The organism is Anaerostipes sp. CAG:276 (assembly GCF_000432215.1).
GTDB lineage: Bacteria > Bacillota > Clostridia > Lachnospirales > Lachnospiraceae > Anaerostipes > Anaerostipes caccae.
Genome location: NZ_FR889166.1, coordinates 36681 through 53842 on the forward strand (window position 1 = coordinate 36681; position 17162 = coordinate 53842).

At 45.6% G+C, this 17162-nt stretch carries 17 protein-coding genes; 16 read left to right on the forward strand and 1 reads right to left on the reverse strand.

Annotated features, from left to right (window positions below; genetic code table 11):
- The 8 genes from QVP35_RS00630 to spo0A (QVP35_RS00665) all read left to right on the forward strand — a co-directional run.
- Positions 1-613: transketolase C-terminal domain-containing protein (locus QVP35_RS00630; protein ID WP_288187701.1), on the forward strand; the 613-nt coding region annotated here is incomplete at its 5' end.
- Positions 610-1425: a TlyA family RNA methyltransferase gene (locus QVP35_RS00635; RefSeq protein WP_009289810.1), complete on the forward strand. Its 816-nt coding sequence runs from the start codon at positions 610-612 to the stop codon at positions 1423-1425. The genes QVP35_RS00630 and QVP35_RS00635, both read left to right, overlap by 4 nt.
- 16 nt (positions 1426-1441) lie before the next feature.
- Positions 1442-2290, forward strand: a complete 849-nt coding sequence (locus QVP35_RS00640) for an NAD(+)/NADH kinase (protein WP_006567191.1) — start codon at positions 1442-1444, stop codon at positions 2288-2290.
- Complete coding sequence (gene argR, locus QVP35_RS00645) at positions 2287-2751, forward strand: arginine repressor (protein ID WP_006567190.1); 465 nt, start codon at positions 2287-2289, stop codon at positions 2749-2751. The genes QVP35_RS00640 and argR overlap by 4 nt, the downstream gene beginning before the upstream one ends.
- A 7-nt stretch (positions 2752-2758) precedes the next feature.
- The gene (gene recN, locus QVP35_RS00650) at positions 2759-4441 is read left to right on the forward strand and encodes a DNA repair protein RecN (RefSeq protein WP_022260672.1); all 1683 of its coding nucleotides are present in this window, start codon (positions 2759-2761) and stop codon (positions 4439-4441) included.
- A 101-nt stretch (positions 4442-4542) separates the two neighbouring features.
- Positions 4543-5760 carry a SpoIVB peptidase gene (gene spoIVB / locus QVP35_RS00655; protein WP_006567188.1) on the forward strand — a complete coding sequence of 406 codons (1218 nt, stop codon included), beginning with the start codon at positions 4543-4545 and terminating at the stop codon, positions 5758-5760.
- A gap of 110 nt (positions 5761-5870) precedes the next feature.
- Positions 5871-6689: a sporulation transcription factor Spo0A gene (gene spo0A, locus QVP35_RS00660; protein ID WP_022260673.1), complete on the forward strand. Its 819-nt coding sequence runs from the start codon at positions 5871-5873 to the stop codon at positions 6687-6689.
- Positions 6690-6782: 93 nt separating this feature from the next.
- A complete protein-coding gene (gene spo0A, locus QVP35_RS00665) occupies positions 6783-7589 on the forward strand; it encodes a sporulation transcription factor Spo0A (RefSeq protein ID WP_006567186.1) in 807 nt (268 codons plus the stop codon).
- A gap of 33 nt (positions 7590-7622) precedes the next feature.
- Here spo0A (QVP35_RS00665) and QVP35_RS00670 read toward each other — a convergent pair whose 3' ends face one another.
- The gene (locus QVP35_RS00670; RefSeq protein ID WP_009289804.1) at positions 7623-9365 is read right to left on the reverse strand and encodes an Rqc2 family fibronectin-binding protein; all 1743 of its coding nucleotides are present in this window, start codon (positions 9363-9365) and stop codon (positions 7623-7625) included.
- A gap of 122 nt (positions 9366-9487) precedes the next feature.
- On the opposite strand from QVP35_RS00670, the gene QVP35_RS00675 reads away from it, so the two are divergent.
- The 8 genes from QVP35_RS00675 to alaS form a co-directional block, all read left to right on the forward strand.
- Complete coding sequence (locus QVP35_RS00675; RefSeq protein WP_006567184.1) at positions 9488-9883, forward strand: PH domain-containing protein; 396 nt, start codon at positions 9488-9490, stop codon at positions 9881-9883.
- A 100-nt stretch (positions 9884-9983) separates the two neighbouring features.
- A complete protein-coding gene (gene hisZ / locus QVP35_RS00680; protein ID WP_009289803.1) occupies positions 9984-11195 on the forward strand; it encodes an ATP phosphoribosyltransferase regulatory subunit in 1212 nt (403 codons plus the stop codon).
- Between the two features lies 1 nt (position 11196).
- Entirely contained in the window at positions 11197-11850 is a 654-nt protein-coding gene (gene hisG, locus QVP35_RS00685; RefSeq protein WP_009289802.1) for an ATP phosphoribosyltransferase, read from the forward strand.
- Between the two features lie 4 nt (positions 11851-11854).
- Positions 11855-13150 carry a histidinol dehydrogenase gene (hisD, locus tag QVP35_RS00690; protein ID WP_009289801.1) on the forward strand — a complete coding sequence of 432 codons (1296 nt, stop codon included), beginning with the start codon at positions 11855-11857 and terminating at the stop codon, positions 13148-13150.
- Between the two features lie 14 nt (positions 13151-13164).
- The gene (hisB, locus tag QVP35_RS00695; RefSeq protein ID WP_009289800.1) at positions 13165-13752 is read left to right on the forward strand and encodes an imidazoleglycerol-phosphate dehydratase HisB; all 588 of its coding nucleotides are present in this window, start codon (positions 13165-13167) and stop codon (positions 13750-13752) included.
- Complete coding sequence (gene hisIE, locus QVP35_RS00700; RefSeq protein ID WP_009289799.1) at positions 13753-14991, forward strand: bifunctional phosphoribosyl-AMP cyclohydrolase/phosphoribosyl-ATP diphosphatase HisIE; 1239 nt, start codon at positions 13753-13755, stop codon at positions 14989-14991.
- Between the two features lie 78 nt (positions 14992-15069).
- A complete protein-coding gene (locus QVP35_RS00705; protein ID WP_009289798.1) occupies positions 15070-15234 on the forward strand; it encodes a hypothetical protein in 165 nt (54 codons plus the stop codon).
- A gap of 128 nt (positions 15235-15362) precedes the next feature.
- On the forward strand, positions 15363-17162 hold a 1800-nt coding region (gene alaS, locus QVP35_RS00710; RefSeq protein ID WP_288187703.1), incomplete at its 3' end, for an alanine--tRNA ligase.

A 17162-nucleotide genomic window follows, 5' to 3' on the forward strand; every position in this document is an offset into this window, starting at 1 on the left:
AGCCGACGGAGAGACACATCAGGGTATTTTTGATGTGTCCTATCTGTCGTCGATACCCAATGTCACGGTCATGGCACCGGTCAACGGCAGAGAGTTAAAAGAAATGGTGACCTATGCCCTCACAAAAGGAGAAGGGCCCATGGCGGTAAAATATGCAAGAGGAACTGCTTCCACACTGTTTGAAGACGAATTTACGCCGATTTTGAGGGGAAAAGGCAGTATTCTCAGACAAGGCAGTGAGATCGCGCTCCTCCCCCTTGGCAATCTGATGGAAGAAGGGGCGGCTGTCTGTGAAAATCTCGTAAAGGAAGGATATAAACCGACACTCGTGAATCCTAGATTTGTGAAGCCTCTGGATGAAGAACTGATCTGTTCTCTTATGAAAAACCACCGCCTGATCGTTACGATGGAAGAGGGCGTGTTAAACGGCGGATTCGGACAGCAGGTAACACAGATTCTGGCAAATCATGATTATAAGGGCAGGGTCCGGAATATCGGAATTGACGACCGGTTTGTGGAACACGGTTCTGTTAAACAGCTGAGGAAGATGCTTGGCATCGACAGTGATTCGATGACAGAAAAAATCAAAGCTTGGATTGGAGATAAAGGATGAAAGAACGATTAGATGTCCTGCTGGTGAAAAAGGGGCTGGCGGCATCCAGGGAAAAGGCGAAGGCGATCATCATGTCAGGTGTGGTTTTTGTAGACGGACAGAGGGAAGACAAGGCCGGTACTATGGTCAAAGAAGAACTTCCCATCGAAATAAAAGGAAAGACCTTAAAGTATGTCAGCCGGGGAGGGCTGAAGCTCGAAAAGGCAATGAAACAGTTCAATATTCAGCTTACGGACAGGGTATGCATGGATGTTGGAGCGTCCACTGGAGGTTTTACCCACTGCATGCTCTTAAACGGTGCCAAAAAGGTATATTCTGTTGACGTGGGGCATGGACAGCTGGACTGGGGCCTGAGGAATGATGAGAGGGTCGTGTGCATGGAGAGAACAAATATGCGCTACGTGACACCGGAAGACATAGAGGAGCCAGCGGGTTTTGTTTCCATCGACGTGTCTTTTATCTCTCTGACCAAAATTCTTCCGGCCGTCTATGGAATTTTGGAAAAAGGCGGGGAGGTAACCGCCCTGATCAAACCGCAGTTTGAAGCAGGCAGAGAAAAGGTCGGGAAAAAAGGCGTTGTGAGAGATCCGTCCGTTCACGGGGAAGTCATAGAAAAAATCACGGATTTTGCAAGCAGCAATGGATTTGAATTGTTACATCTTGATTACTCTCCGATCAAAGGTCCGGAGGGAAACATCGAATATCTCCTTCATATGAAGAAGACTGAAGAAAAGCAGCACGAGAACAACCTGAGAGAAGAGATACCGAAAGTGGTAGCGGCATCTCACGGTGATCTGGAGAAGATAAAATAGCAGAAGAAGGAAGACAATGAAGAATTTTTTGATTATGACCAATGAAGAGAAAGACCCGGGATTTTCCACTTCCAACAAGATAAGGGAGTATATTGAATCAAAAGGCGGAGCCGCTTTTTTGAGAAAAGATTTTACGGAAGATACCCAGTCCTATTCCAATATTCCCGGGGAAGTGGAATGTGTCATTGTACTCGGCGGAGACGGAACCATGCTGCATGCATCCCGCCTCATAGCACCTCATGATCTCCCGGTGGTGGGAGTGAATCTGGGCACCCTGGGATTTTTAACGGAAATTGAAATGTCTCATCTGTCGGAGGGGATTGATGATCTTCTCAATGACCGTTTTCATATCGAGGAGCGGATGATGCTGGAGGGATGTATTTTCCACCGCGACATATCATGTTACAGACTGTCTGCTCTCAACGACATCGTTATCACGAGAAGCGGTTTTTCACGGATCATTTCATTTAAGATCATTGTCAACGGAGAACTTTTAGATGTGTATGCGGCAGACGGAGTCATAATCTCAACGCCTACCGGGTCCACGGGCTATAATCTCTCCGCAGGAGGCCCGATTGTAAATCCGGAGGCAAATGTTATTCTGATCACACCGGTCTGTCCCCATTCTCTCCAGGCAAAGAGCATTGTCCTTGGCGAGTGGGATACCATTGAGATCCATATCCAGAAGGTCAGAAAAACACAGCTTGAGGAAGCACTTGTAACCTTCGACGGCCAGGTGGCAGAGCGGCTGAATCCGGGAGATATCATAAAGATTCATAAATCCCGGAAAGTTGCGAAGGTTGTCAAGGTTCAGGAAAATAGTTTTTATCATACGCTTCGGGTGAAAGTTGGTGGAAAAGCATGAAAAAAAAGAGACAGCAGGCGATCATCGAACTCATCACAAAGCAGCCGGTCGAGACACAGGAAGAATTGACCAGCCTGCTGAATGACCAGGGATTCAGCACGACCCAGGCGACGGTTTCCAGGGACATCAGGGAACTGGAGCTTACGAAGATTCCTCTGCCGGACGGAAGGCAGGCATACGGGCTTTTAAGTGCCAGGGAAAAAGAGGTGGCAAAGTCCTATCAGAGAATTTTAAATGATGCCATTGTTTCCATGGAGACATCCGGCAATCTGCTGGTCATTAAGACAGCATCAGGTATGGCGATGGCCTGCGCCGCGGCGCTGGATGATCTGGATCTTCCCGGACTCATGGGGTCCATCGCCGGAGACGACACGATTTTTTGTGCCGTAAGAGAACAGGAAAACGGCAGTGATGTCATCAGGGAGATCCGTCTGATGATGGAGAGCACAAGTGATAAGTAGGTGAACTATGTTACAGAGTCTGCATGTAAAAAATCTAGCTTTGATTGACGAGATCGAGATTCATTTTGATGAGCACTTAAACATACTGACCGGTGAGACGGGGGCGGGAAAGTCAATCATCATCGGCTCTATTGAAAGTGCCCTTGGAAAGAAGGTTTCCAGGGATATGATCAGGCCGGGGAGCAGTGAGGCGCTGATCGAGCTCTTGTTTTACACGGAAGATGAAGAAATTTTAAATGATCTGAAACAAAGGGATCTTCCCGCAGAAGACGGCATGATCCTTGTCAGGAGGGTGATATCGGAGAAGCGGAATGTAAACCGCATCAATGACTGTACGGTGACGTTAAAGACCCTTCAGGAGGTCTCAGAAAGGCTCATGAACCTTCATGGACAGCAGGAACACCAGTCACTTTTAAATGAAAAAAATCACAAATCAATTTTAGACCATTTTTTAAGCCAAAATGGGAAACAATATAAGAAAGACACAAAGGAAGCATTTGAGGCACTTCAGAAACTTCTGAACCGCAGAGGCGACTTTGAGACAGATGAAGCCCAGAGACTCCGGGAGATGAGTTTTTTAAAACACGAGATTCAGGAAATAGAGGATGCACATCCCGTAAAAAATGAAGATGAACTTCTGGAAGAAACATATCAAAAAATGATGCACAGCCAGGAGATTATGGAAGGCGTGAAAAAGGCTTATGAATGTACCGGAAACGAATCTGAGGTTTCCGTGGGAACTCTGCTTTCAAGCGCCTTAAAAGAGATTCAGGGGATTGTGAACCTGGATTCCGGGCTGACAGATTCCTATGAGCAGCTGCTTCAGGCAGAAGATATTATCAATGGATTTAATCAGCAGATTTCAGATTATATGTCGTTGATGGAATTTGATCCTCAGGAGTTTTCCGAAACAGAAGACAGATTAAATCTCATAAACGGACTGAAAGAAAAGTATGGAAGAACCATTGAGGATGTCTTAAACTACAGGCAGCAGGCCGAGGAAAAGCTTTTAATCTATGAACACTATGAGGAAGAAAAAAAGTGTCTCATGGAAAATATATCCAAAGCTGAAAAGACATTTTATCAGGCGGCCGAAAAGCTTTCAAAAGAGCGGAAAAAAGCCGCAAAAATATTGGAGCAGCAGATTTTTAAGGCGCTCTCAGAGCTTAATTTTCTCTCTGTCTGCTTTCAGATTCAGGTATCGGCGGCAGAAGGAGTTCATGCCGACGGGACTGACAAGGTATCCTTTATGATCTCCACGAATCCCGGACTTCCGGTGAGACCTATCGCGGATGTGGCATCTGGAGGAGAACTTTCAAGGATCATGCTTGCAGTGAAATCTGTCCTTGCGGATGTGGACCGTGTGGGAACGTTGATTTTTGACGAAATTGACACGGGAATCAGCGGGGAGACGGCCAACAAAGTGGCCAGAAAAATGGCTGTCATCGCAAAAGACCATCAGGTACTGGCGATCACACATCTTCCTCAGATTGCGGCCATGGCGGATTCACACTACTATATTGAAAAACGTGCAGACAGGAAGAAGACGACAACGACCATACAAAAACTTACAGAGGCGGATTCTCTCAGGGAATTAAGCCGCATGATCAACGGAGACGACATTACGGAGGCCGTTTTAAAAAATTCAGAAGAAATGAAAAGTTTAGCAAATGACGCAAAATTATACTGAGTGTTTTTCCATGGTTTCAGACATAATAAAAAGGATGTATCACATAACAGGATACGTCCTTTTTTAAATCATTTTTGATTTAATCTGTTTAGGAGGAAACCATGAGAAAATACTATTACCGCAAAATTCTCATTGCTCTGTTTGTCATAAACATCGTTGGAATCTGCGCCGTTTATTTCAAATACTGCAGAAATGTACTGCCCAACGCCATCGAACTGACGATGGGAGAGAAAGCCTGTCTCAAATACGACGTTCCGGCCGTGGGAATGGTCAAGGATCAGAAGATCAAACTGAACCAGCCGTTCGTGCTGACCAAAGATTCGGTGGGGCAGGATGAGATCAAAGCAAAGCTGTTCGGCGCCATACCTTTAAAAGACATTAAGGTGAATGTCGTCAAACAGAAAACATTGGTGCCAAGCGGAAAGATTGTCGGCATTTATGTAGAAACCAATGGGATCCTTGTGCTGGAAACAGATATGATCACCGGAGTGGACGGAGGAAACCATTCCCCAAGCTCCAATAAACTGTATCAGGGTGACTATATTCTGTCAGTGAACGGTTCAAAGGTTGAAACAAAGGTTGATTTTATGAAAAAGATCAACGAATGCAATGGAAAGGAAGTTACCCTGGAAGTGATCCGGAACCATAAAAAAACAAAGATCAAAGTTAAGCCTGTGCAGTCTGTCACAGACAGCCAGTACAAGATCGGCGCCTGGGTCAGAGATAATACACAGGGCATCGGAACTATGACTTATGTGGCCGGAACCGAATTCGGAGGCTTAGGACATGGTATCTGTGATATGGATACCGGAAAGCTGATGGACATCAAGGGCGGATACCTGCTGACTCCGCAGATTGACACGATCCAGAAGGGGAAATCAGGATCTCCGGGAGAGATTGTAGGAAGCATTTTTTACAAGGAGGCAAATCTTCTGGGAACCATCCGCAAGAATACCAAATACGGCATTTACGGTACGACTCAGTCGGATAAGAAAGACAAGGCTTACCGAATCGGCTATAAACAGTCGGTGAAGAAAGGCAAAGCGCAGATCATAAGCTGCATCAGCGGCAGGAGAGAGACTTATGACATTGAAATCAAAAGTGTGGATCAATCCAACCATGATGTGCTGAAAGGGATGGAGATTGAGATTACAGATCCAAAACTTTTAAAGCTGACGAATGGTATCGTTCAGGGAATGAGCGGGACTCCTATCATTCAGAATAACCACATTATAGGTGCAGTGACCCATGTGTTTGTGGATGATTCGACAAAAGGGTACGCAACCTTCATTGAAAACATGCTGAATTCCTCTAAATAAGATGATTTTGCTGTTATTTACAAAAAACTTGCGAAGGATAAGGGGTGTTTGTAAAGTTTGCAAAAATATATAATTATATTGTAAATAAAAACAGAATCGGAGGACTTAACATGAGCAAAATTAATGTGGCAATCGCGGATGATAATCAGAAAATGGTCAGTATGATGACTCAGCTTTTAAACTTAGATCAGGAGATCGAGGTCATCGGAAGTGCCGGCAACGGGGAAGCAGCCGTGGAGATTATCAAAGAGAAAAAGCCGGACGTTGTTCTTTTGGATATTATCATGCCGAAGCTTGACGGAATCGGGGTTTTGGAAAAGCTTCGTGATGAGAGACTTGAAAAACAGCCGACGGTGATTATGGTGACTGCCATGGGTCAGGAAAGTGTTGCCGAAGAAGCGATGGAGCTGGGTGCATCTTATTTTATCCTAAAACCATTTGATTCGGAAATGGTAATCCGAAAAATAAAACAAGCAAAATTAGACAAAAAAGTACAGAAGCCTTTTGTCGCATTAAAGGAGCAGGAAGGTCTGAATAAGAACCAGCTGGAGATCATTATCACAAACATTATCCATGAAATAGGTGTGCCGGCTCACATTAAGGGTTATCAATATTTGAGAGATTCCATCATGCTGGCCATCTACGACATGGATATTCTGAACTCCATCACGAAACAACTATATCCAACAATTGCCAAACAGTTTGGTACTACATCTAGTAGAGTGGAACGGGCGATCCGCCATGCCATCGAGGTAGCCTGGGGACGCGGGAAAATGGATACGATTGATGCGCTGTTCGGATATACGGTCCATGCAGGGAAAGGGAAACCGACAAATTCAGAATTTATTGCACTGATTGCAGATAAAATCAGACTTGAATACGGAGATCGAATCGTGTCGCAAAAAATGTCTGAAAATGATGGAAGATAGTAAATATTGTTTGATTATGCGATTGACAAAGGGGAATATGCTTGATATATTTCTCTCTTAGAATGGTTAGATTTGGATGGAGGGGTATACATAATGTATGATAAACGGAAAATTTTGATCGCCGTCAGCAGTCAAAATGAGGCTAAAGAACTTTGCAGAGAAATGGAGAATGAAATGCAGGTAGTGGGAGTGGCTTATGACGGTGCTTCCGCAGTAAAGCTGATTAAGGAACATGAGCCCGATGTGGTAGTGATCGATATTGTACTTCCGGTCTTAGACGGACTGGGTGTAATCGAACAGTGCAACGGGACGATGGACGACGACAAGATACCTTCTTTTATTGCAATTACCTCCATCGGCAATCAGAGACTGATCGAGTGTATCAGCCTTATGGGTGTCGACTACTGTATGATGAAGCCGTTTCATACGAATGTCTTAATGGACAGAATTAATCAGATGATGAGAATGAAAAGAGTAAATAATAACTTCCAAAAGACATTTGAGGTGAAAAGCGAGCCGGTCAAAAAAACGTTTACAGAATATGATATCCAGAAAGATGTGACAAAGATCATCAGAGATCTGGGAATTCCTGCTCATATCAAAGGATATCAGTACATTAGGGAAGGCATCATCATGGCGATTCATGATGTCAACATGATGAATTACATAACAAAGCTGCTATACCCAACAATTGCACAAAAATATAAAACAACTTCCAGCAGTGTGGAAAGAGCGATCCGCCACGCCATAGAAGTGGCATGGAGCAGAGGAAAGATCGAACTGCTGGAAGAGATGTTCGGATATACGATCAGTGCCGGCAAAGGGAAGCCGACGAATTCTGAATTTATAGCGCTGATCGCAGATAAACTCAGGCTCGAATATCACATGAACGCCTCTTAAACCAAGAGGAAAACCGCCAGAATGCTTTTTCGGTTACTGTTCTTTGATGCCTGAGATATCCGGGACGCACATCATAGAATAATTCGTATGGTAAATGACAAATCCAGGCTTTGCTTTCGGCGGTTTTTTCAATTCCTTTCTCTGTATATAGTCGACTTCTACTTTTGGTGCCTGACGGCCGCTGGAATAAAAAGCGGCAAGCCGCCCGGCCTCTTCAAAAGTAGCATCCGGCAGAGTGTCCGCCTGCTCTTTTTTTACGATGACATGAGAGCCAGGCATATTTTTTGCGTGAAACCACCAGTCGCCGCCGTTGGCAAATTTAAATGTCAGTTCATCGTTCTGATAATTATTTTTGCCTACATACATATGAAATCCATCAGAGGATACAAAGTGAAGAGGTTTTGATTTTGCCGGTTTTTTCGTTCCCTTAGAACCGCGCTTTTTCAAATATCCATAATCTGAGAGTTCCTGTTTGATGGAGGAAAGATCCTGTTCGTTCTCTGCAAGATTCAGGGAAGACGCGATTGATTCCAGATGCATCAGGTCATCTTTTGTCTCAACCGTAAGTTCGGAGAGGGCTTCATAGGTCCGTTTCAGCTTATTATATCTGGCAAAGTACTTCTGTGCGTTCTCCTGAGGAGTCTTGACAGGGTCAAGGGGGATGGTGACTTCTTTATTGGTGTAATAGTTCAGGCATTTGAGGGATTTGGATTCAGGTTCAAGACCGTATCCATATGCCTGAATTAATTCTCCATATATCTTATACTGATCTCTTTTCTCCGTATCGAGCAGCTGTTTTCTCTGCAGATCATATTTTTTGCTCGTGCGTTCGATGGAAGTCTGGACAATTTTTCTAAGGTCGGCAGACTTCTGTTTCATTCTTGTATATTTTTCCTTCTCAGAGTAATAGATGACCAGAACATCGCTGATGGATGGAAAGACTTTCACTTCATAAGACGTCTTATAAGACGTCATCGGAAAACAGGAAAATTCTTTCGGCTCCCCGTTTTGATAAATGATATTGGGCACATATTCGTGCTTTTCAACGGAAACCGCCAGCTTTTTCAGTTGGGAGTAGAGACCGGAGCACTGGTCCTGAGTCAGGGCATCTGTAGACTGATTGCCGTCGACTCCGGCGCGGTAGCAGATTTCATTTGCCAAAAACGAGCTCATGCCCGTGATGGATGAATAAAGTGCCTTGGTGACCGGTACAGGTTTTGGCTTGATTCCGGTTAAAAAGTCTTCCAGAGTCAGAGAATCTATATCCTTTTTGTGCTGTGTGGGAGGCATAGAGTAAGTCATGCCGGGCAGGACCTCCCGCTTGGAGCTCACGTTGGCTCCCACGTGTCTTATGCTGTCGAGGATCATTCCATCCTGTCCCACGAAGATTAAATTGCTGTGCTTGCCCATCAGTTCGATGATCAGTTTCTTTTGGCAGACATCTCCCAATTCGTCCAGATGTTCCACTGTGATCTCAATGATTCTCTCATAGCCCGGCTGTTCTACGGAGATGATACGCCCGCTGCCCAGATGCTTCCGAAGCAGCATACAAAAGTTGGGGGCCTGTATCGGGTTCTGTTTGCCCTGGTTCGAAAGATAGACGATCGGCAGGCTCGGACTGGCAGAAAGATGGAGCCTTAGATTTTCCCGGTTCTGTTTGATCACAAGGGTGATTTCATCGGCCTCGGGCTGATAAATTTTATAAATTCTTCCGTTTAATATTTTTTCGTTTAGTTCGTTTACGATATTTGAAATGACAAATCCGTCAAATGCCATAGCTGCACCTCCATTTTTTAGTCAATCGTATTATATCACGCCGCGCCCTGTTTTGGTTGATTTTTTGCCGTTAATACAGGTATAATGGAAAGGTAATTTTCAGAATATGGAGGACCGAGCCAATGATAGATGAACAAAATAAAACATGGTCAGACCGCAGTCATCTGCTGTGGTGGCCGATTACCTTTACAAAATACAGAGTTGAGAATCAAAGATTATATACGCAGACCGGACTTTTGTCAACACATGAGGAAGAATGCCTTTTATACAGAATTATGGATGTCTCCTATGAGAGAACTTTCGGAAACCGAATCTTTGGCACCGGAACGATCCGCCTTACCACAAAGGATGCCTCAAATCCAGTGATCGAGCTTAAAAATATTGCTGATTCCAGAAGGGTAAAGGATCTCCTGAGCCGGTGGATCGAGGAAGAACGGATCGCCAAACGGGTTGTGGGACGGGATATGTACGGCGCAAGCAGCCATATGGAGGAAGATTTTACAGACAGAGATATGTAAAACGGTTGACAACGAAAAGACAGACTGGTATGATAACTAAAGTATTTAGCATGGTAGCGAATTATCACTTTAGTGTATTGAAGTAAAAAGGAGAAGAATTATGAATCAGAAGAGGGTCCATACGCCGGAAGGAGTAAGGGATATATACGGATTGGAATGTAAAAAAAGACTCAGGTTAAAGGACAAATTAAATCATGTCTTTGCCCTCTACGGTTACGAGAATATCATTACCCCAACTTTTGAATTTTTCGATATCTTTAACAGTGAGAAAGGAACCGTTTCCTCCAAGGAGATGTACAAATTCTTTGACCGGGAGGGAAATACCCTGGTCCTTAGGCCGGACATCACGCCTTCTGTGGCGAGGTGCGTGGCAAAGTATTATGACAGTGAGGAACGGAACCTGCGGTTTGCCTATACCGGAAATGTCTTTTTGAATAATTCCAGCTATCAGCTGAAATTAAAGGAAACCTGCCAGATGGGCGCAGAGCTCATCAATGATCCTTCCAGTCACGGAGACGGAGAGATCATCGCCATGGCGCTGGACTGCTGCCTGAACGCAGGGCTGAAAGATTTCCGGCTGACCATCGGCCAGGTCGAGTATTTCCAGGGACTTGTAGAGTGCATAGAAGATGAAGACGTAAAAGAGCAGTTAAGAGAGCTGATCATTAATAAAAATTTCTTCGGACTGATCGAATTTGTCGAAAGCCTTGACATTCCCCAGGCTGTAAAAGATGTTTTTATCCAGTTCAATGAGCTCAACGGCGATGTGGACATCTTAGATAAGGCCGATGCCCTTGTGTCCAATGAGACATCAAAGAGAGCCATCCGGAAGCTGAGAAAGGTGTACCGGATGCTTCAGGTATATGGGCTGGAGCAGTACATAAGCTTTGATCTGGGCATGTTAAGCCGCCACAATTACTACACCGGGGTTATTTTTAAAGCCTATACTTACGGAACCGGAGACGCGGTTTTAAAAGGGGGCCGCTATGACAACCTGATCGAACAGTTTGGAAAGAAAGCTCCGTCCATCGGATTTGCCATCGTGCTGGACAGTCTGATGATGGCTATGGAGCGCCAGAAAATCGAAATGGAGGCCGATTCCACAGACATGCTGATCATCTATGAGGAGGCCGCTATGGAAGCCGCCATTCCCGCAGCTGCGGGCTATCGGAAAAAAGGAAAAGCAGTCATACTGGAAAAGAAGGACAGAAACCTGGAAGATTATATAGCAATGGCTTCGGATCAGTCGATCGGATGTGTTTTATATTATGAAACCGGGGATAGCGTCAGGGATTTAACGAAAGGGCAGTGAGATGAGATATATAACATTTGCATTGGCAAAGGGTAGACTTGCCAAGAAGACATTATCTTTGCTGGAACAGATAGGGGTTACCTGCGAAGAGATGAAAGATGAAAAGACAAGAAAACTGATTTTTGTAAACGAAGATCTGAAGCTGAAGTTTTTCCTCTCCAAGGCCAGCGACGTGCCCACTTACGTGGAGTACGGGGCGGCAGACATCGGGGTGGTCGGAAAGGATACGATCCTGGAAGAAGGACGGAATCTTTATGAGGTGCTGGACCTGGGATTTGGCAAATGCAGGATGTGCGTGTGCGGACCAAAGGAAGCCAAAAAGTATTTAAACGGCAGTCAGCTGATCCGGGTGGCATCCAAATATCCGAATATCGCGAAAGAGTATTTCTATAATAAAAAACTCCAGACCGTGGAGATCGTAAAGCTCAACGGTTCCGTAGAGCTGGCGCCGATCGTGGGTCTCTCAGAGGTTATCGTGGATATCGTGGAGACAGGTTCTACGCTGAGAGAGAATGGTCTGGAAGTATTGGAAGAGATCTGCCCGCTTTCCGCAAGGATGGTCGTGAACCAGGTCAGCCAGAGAATGGAGCAGGAGCGGATCAGTAAAATTGTGACTGCATTAAAGAAGTTGTTAGACGAGAAGAAACAGGGGTAGTGCCATGAGAATTGTAAAAGTAAATGAAGATTCCATCGCGGATATTTTAAACGATCTGCTGAAGAGAAGCCCGAATCACTACGAGGGCTATGAAGAGCAGGTCAATGCCATCGTCAATGATGTAAAAGCCAGAGGCGATGAGGCGGTGTTTGAGTACACCGAGAAGTTTGACGGAACAAAGCTTACGGCAGATACTGTGCTGGTGACGGAAGCTGAAATTGAGGAAGCTTATGAAAAGGTTGAACCAAAGCTTCTTGATGTCATAAAAAAGGCCATCGTAAATATCCGTGACTTTCATCAAAAGCAGAAGCAGAACAGCTGGTTTGACACACAAGAGAACGGCATTTTGCTTGGACAGAAGGTGACTCCGCTTGCCAGGTGCGGAGTGTATGTGCCGGGAGGGAAGGCGGTCTATCCGTCATCTGTGCTCATGAATATTGTACCGGCCCATGTGGCAGGGGTAAAAGAAATTATCATGGTGACACCTCCGGGCAGGGACGGCAAAGTGAATCCGAACACTTTGGTGGCAGCGAAAGAGGCAGGTGCGCAAAGAGTATATAAAGTGGGAGGTGCCCAGGCGATAGCGGCTCTGGCTTTCGGTACAGAGACAATTCCGAAGGTGGATAAGATCGTGGGACCGGGAAATATTTACGTGGCGCTGGCGAAAAAAGCAGTGTACGGCAATGTGAGCATCGACTCCATCGCGGGACCGAGCGAGATTCTCGTGCTGGCCGATGACAGCGCCAATCCCCGGTATGTGGCCGCGGACCTGTTATCCCAGGCGGAGCATGACGAGATGGCCAGTGCCATCTTGGTGACGACGAGTGAGACACTGGCCAAACAGGTTTCTGAAGAAGTTGACGGATTCCTGAAAAAGCTTTCACGAACGGAAATCATGCAAAAATCTCTTGATTCTTTTGGATATATACTGATCGCTAAAGATTTAAAAGAGGCAGTGGACGTGGCAAATTCCATCGCCTCAGAGCATTTGGAGATCATGACGGAGAATCCCTTTGACGTTATGACAAGGATCGAGAATGCGGGAGCCATATTTATCGGACAGTACAGCTGTGAACCGCTGGGTGACTATTTTGCAGGACCGAACCATGTACTCCCGACCAACGGAACAGCCAGATTCTTCTCTCCGTTAAGTGTGGACGATTTTATCAAAAAATCCAGTGTGATCTATTATTCCAGGGAAGCTCTGGAACCGGTGCACAGAGACATTGAAACATTTGCGGAACAGGAAGAGTTGACAGCCCATGCCAATTCCATTAAAGTGAGATTTGAAAACGAATAGAGAAAGGAAGCAATATGAGTCGCAGCGCGGAAATTATCCGGAACACAAGTGAAACGAAGATTAAACTGTTTATCGATCTGGACGGCAGCGGAGCCTCTGAGGTGGACACAGGAATCGGTTTTTTCGACCACATGCTGATCAGTTTTGCAAAGCATGGATTTTTTGACCTGAACGTGAAGGTGGACGGCGACCTGCATGTGGACAGCCATCACACCATTGAAGACACGGGGATCGTACTTGGTGAAGCGATCAAACAGGCAGCAGGAGACAAAAAGGGCATAAAAAGGTATGGTTCCTTTGTACTCCCGATGGATGAGACCCTGATTTTGTGCGGCCTGGATTTGTCAGGAAGGCCTTATTTTGACACAGACCTCAGCTTTACTGCGGACAGGGTCGGCGGATTTGACACGGAGATGGTCCGGGAATTTTTCTATGCGGTATCTTACGCAAGTGCCATGAATCTGCATATCAGACAGCTCTCAGGCACCAACAACCATCATCTGATGGAAGGAGCTTTTAAGGCTTTTGCAAAGGCTTTGGATGAGGCCACCGGCATGGACCCGCGCATTACGGACGTGCTTTCTACGAAAGGGGCATTATAGATGGAACGACAGATAAAAATTATTCCCTGCATTTACGGGGGAAAGCCTGCAGAAGCGGCAAAAGCGTATGATCATTCAGGTGCGGATGCCGTCGGCTATTATGACGAGAAAATAACTGCGGAGACCGTAAAAGAGATTGCAAAGGATATTGACATCCCGCTTTATGCCGGAGGAGGCATTGAAGACCTGGAAGACGTAAAAAAGATTTTATATGCCGGAGCGGATAAGGTCTGCCTTGGGAAAACGGTCCTTGTGGATAAGGAAATCGTGAAAAGGGCCGGGGACAGGTTTGGAAAGGATCAGATTATTGTGTCCATGGATCTGGAAAGACAGGAAGATCCCGTATCCTTTGCGAAGGAAATGGCGAGGCTCGGAGCCGGAGAACTGCTTTTGCTTGCAGACAAAGGATATGAAACTTTTGCATCCCTGATCAAAGAAATCAAAGAAGTATCCGGACTTCCGGTGATGGTGAGCATTTCTGACCCGAAAGAAGCTGTACGGATCTTAGAACTTGCAGGTGCTGATGATTTGGCGGTAGCATCCAGAGAAGCGTTTGGAGTCATGGAACTGAAACACGACTGCAGAACTGCGGGATTCGGCGTCAACACCTTTGAAAGTTCCATGAGTTTTGATGAATTTAAATTAAACAGTGATGGAATGCTAACGGTAGTAACTCAGGATTATAAGACCAATGAAGTGCTCATGGTTGCTTATATGACAAAGGAAGCGTTTGAAAAGACCATCGAGACCGGGATCATGACTTATTACAGCCGCAGCAGAAAAGAACTATGGACCAAAGGAGATACCTCGGGACATTACCAGTATGTAAAGTCTCTGACCATTGACTGCGACAAAGACACGCTTTTAGCTAAGGTTGAGCAGGTGGGAAATGCCTGCCACACAGGAAGCTATTCCTGCTTTTTTACGGATCTTGTGAAGAAGGAATACAAAGATGACAACCCGATGGAAGTGTTCCAGTCCGTCTACGATGTGATTATGGACCGCAAAAAGCATCCGAAGGAAGGTTCCTATACGAATTATTTATTTGAAAAGGGAATTGATAAGATCCTTAAAAAAGTAGGGGAAGAAGCCACGGAGATCGTCATTGCGGCGAAAAATCCGGATGTGGAGGAAATGAAGTACGAGATTTCTGATTTTCTGTACCATCTGATGGTCCTGATGGCAGAGCGGGATATGACCTGGGATGAGGTGACCAGGGAATTAATTGAAAGAAAATAATTGTCATTCGCTGTCCGATTTGATATAATTGCCACATGAGCAAACCAAAGAACCGTGGTTTGATAAAGGAGGCAGGACATGCACGCATATTTATCAGAGTTTGTCACATATCTGATCAAGTTTATTTTTTTGCTTGCCGTATCGGTAGGAGGCGTTTTTTTCGGAAAGAAGATGGCTGTCGGCAAGATGCAGAAGAAAGCGCAGCAGAAAGCAAAGAATGAGCAGAAACCGGATCAGGAATAAGATGTGTAAGATAGAATGGAAAGCCTTCTGATGCAGCAGAAGGTTTTTCTTTGCTGTAAAGGAAGCTGCCGTCATAGGCATCTGTCCGGGCAGAATAGTTTCATATTAATTTTTAGGAGGATGGAGATTTGAAATCGTATGGAGTAAATGAATTAAGGAAAATGTTCCTTGATTTTTTTGAGAGCAAGGATCATTTGGTGATGAAGAGTTTTTCTCTGGTGCCTCAGAATGATAAGAGTCTTTTGCTGATCAATGCAGGTATGGCCCCGTTAAAGCCATATTTTACAGGCCAGGAAGTGCCCCCGAAGACCAGAGTTGCGACTTGTCAGAAGTGTATCCGTACCGGAGATATCGAGAATGTCGGAAAGACAGCGCGTCACGGAACATTTTTTGAGATGCTCGGAAACTTTTCTTTCGGGGATTATTTTAAGAAGGAAGCAATCCGCTGGTCATGGGAGTTTTTGACTGAGGTTGTGGGACTTGATCCGGAACGTTTGTATCCTTCTGTCTATCTGGATGACGACGAGGCATTTGAGATCTGGGAGAAGGAAATCGGCATTGCTCCTGAGAGGATCTTCCGTTTCGGAAAAGAGGACAACTTCTGGGAGCACGGTGCAGGTCCATGCGGACCGTGTTCAGAGATTTATTATGACCGGGGAGAGAAGTACGGATGCGGAAGCCCTGATTGTACGGTGGGCTGTGAATGCGACCGCTACATGGAAGTATGGAACAATGTCTTCACACAGTTTGAAAATGACGGAAACGGCAATTACGAAGAATTAGACAATAAAAATATTGATACTGGAATGGGGCTTGAGCGTCTGGCTGTCGTAGTCCAGGAAGTGGATTCTATCTTCGATGTGGATACGATCAAAGCGATCCGTGACAGGATCTGTGAACTGGCAGGCGTGACTTATGGCGCTGATGAGAAGAATGACATTTCTATCCGAGTGATTACAGACCATATCCGGTCTGCGTCCTTTATGATTTCCGACGGTGTCATGCCGTCCAATGAAGGCCGCGGATATGTGCTGCGCCGTCTGATCCGCCGTGCGGCAAGACACGGAAGGATGCTTGGCATGAAGGAGCTGTTTTTGGCCGGACTCAGTAAGACCGTGATCGCAGAGTCCAAAGACGGATATCCGGAACTGAAAGAAAAAGAAGAATTTATTTACAAGGTTCTTACAACAGAGGAAGAACAGTTCAACAGGACCATCGACCAGGGGCTTCAGATTCTTGCGGACATGGAAGAAGCCATGTCCAGAGAAGGAAAGAAGGAGCTTGCAGGCAAGGATGCCTTTAAGCTCTATGATACTTATGGGTTCCCTCTGGATCTGACAAAGGAGATTCTTGAGGAAAAGGGCATTTCCGTGGACGAAACAGGATTCCAGAAAGCCATGGAACAGCAGAGAAAGCAGGCGAGAGAGGCCCGGGAGACGACCAACTACATGGGAGCTGACGCAACGGTCTATGAACAGCTGGACCCTGCCATGACCTCTGAGTTTGTCGGCTATGACACACTGACCTGCGAGTCAGAGATCATTGCCATGACCACCGATAAAAATCTGACCGACTCTTTAGTTGAAGGCCAGAGGGGAACGATCATCTGTTCCAGGACGCCGTTTTATGCCACAAGCGGAGGACAGGAAGCGGATCAGGGCGTGATCCTGAGTGAAAATTCTTCTTTTGCCGTGGAAGATGTGATCAAGCTTTCCGGTGGAAAGTTTGGACATGTCGGATATGTAAATGAAGGAAATTTAAGTGTCGGCGAAAAGGTTCTCTTAAATGTCAATGAGAGAAATCGACGTCAGACAGAGAAGAACCACAGTGCTACCCATCTTCTGCAGAAGGCGCTGCGCACCGTGCTGGGAAGCCATGTGGAACAGGCCGGTTCCAGCAACAACGCGAAGCATTTGAGATTTGACTTT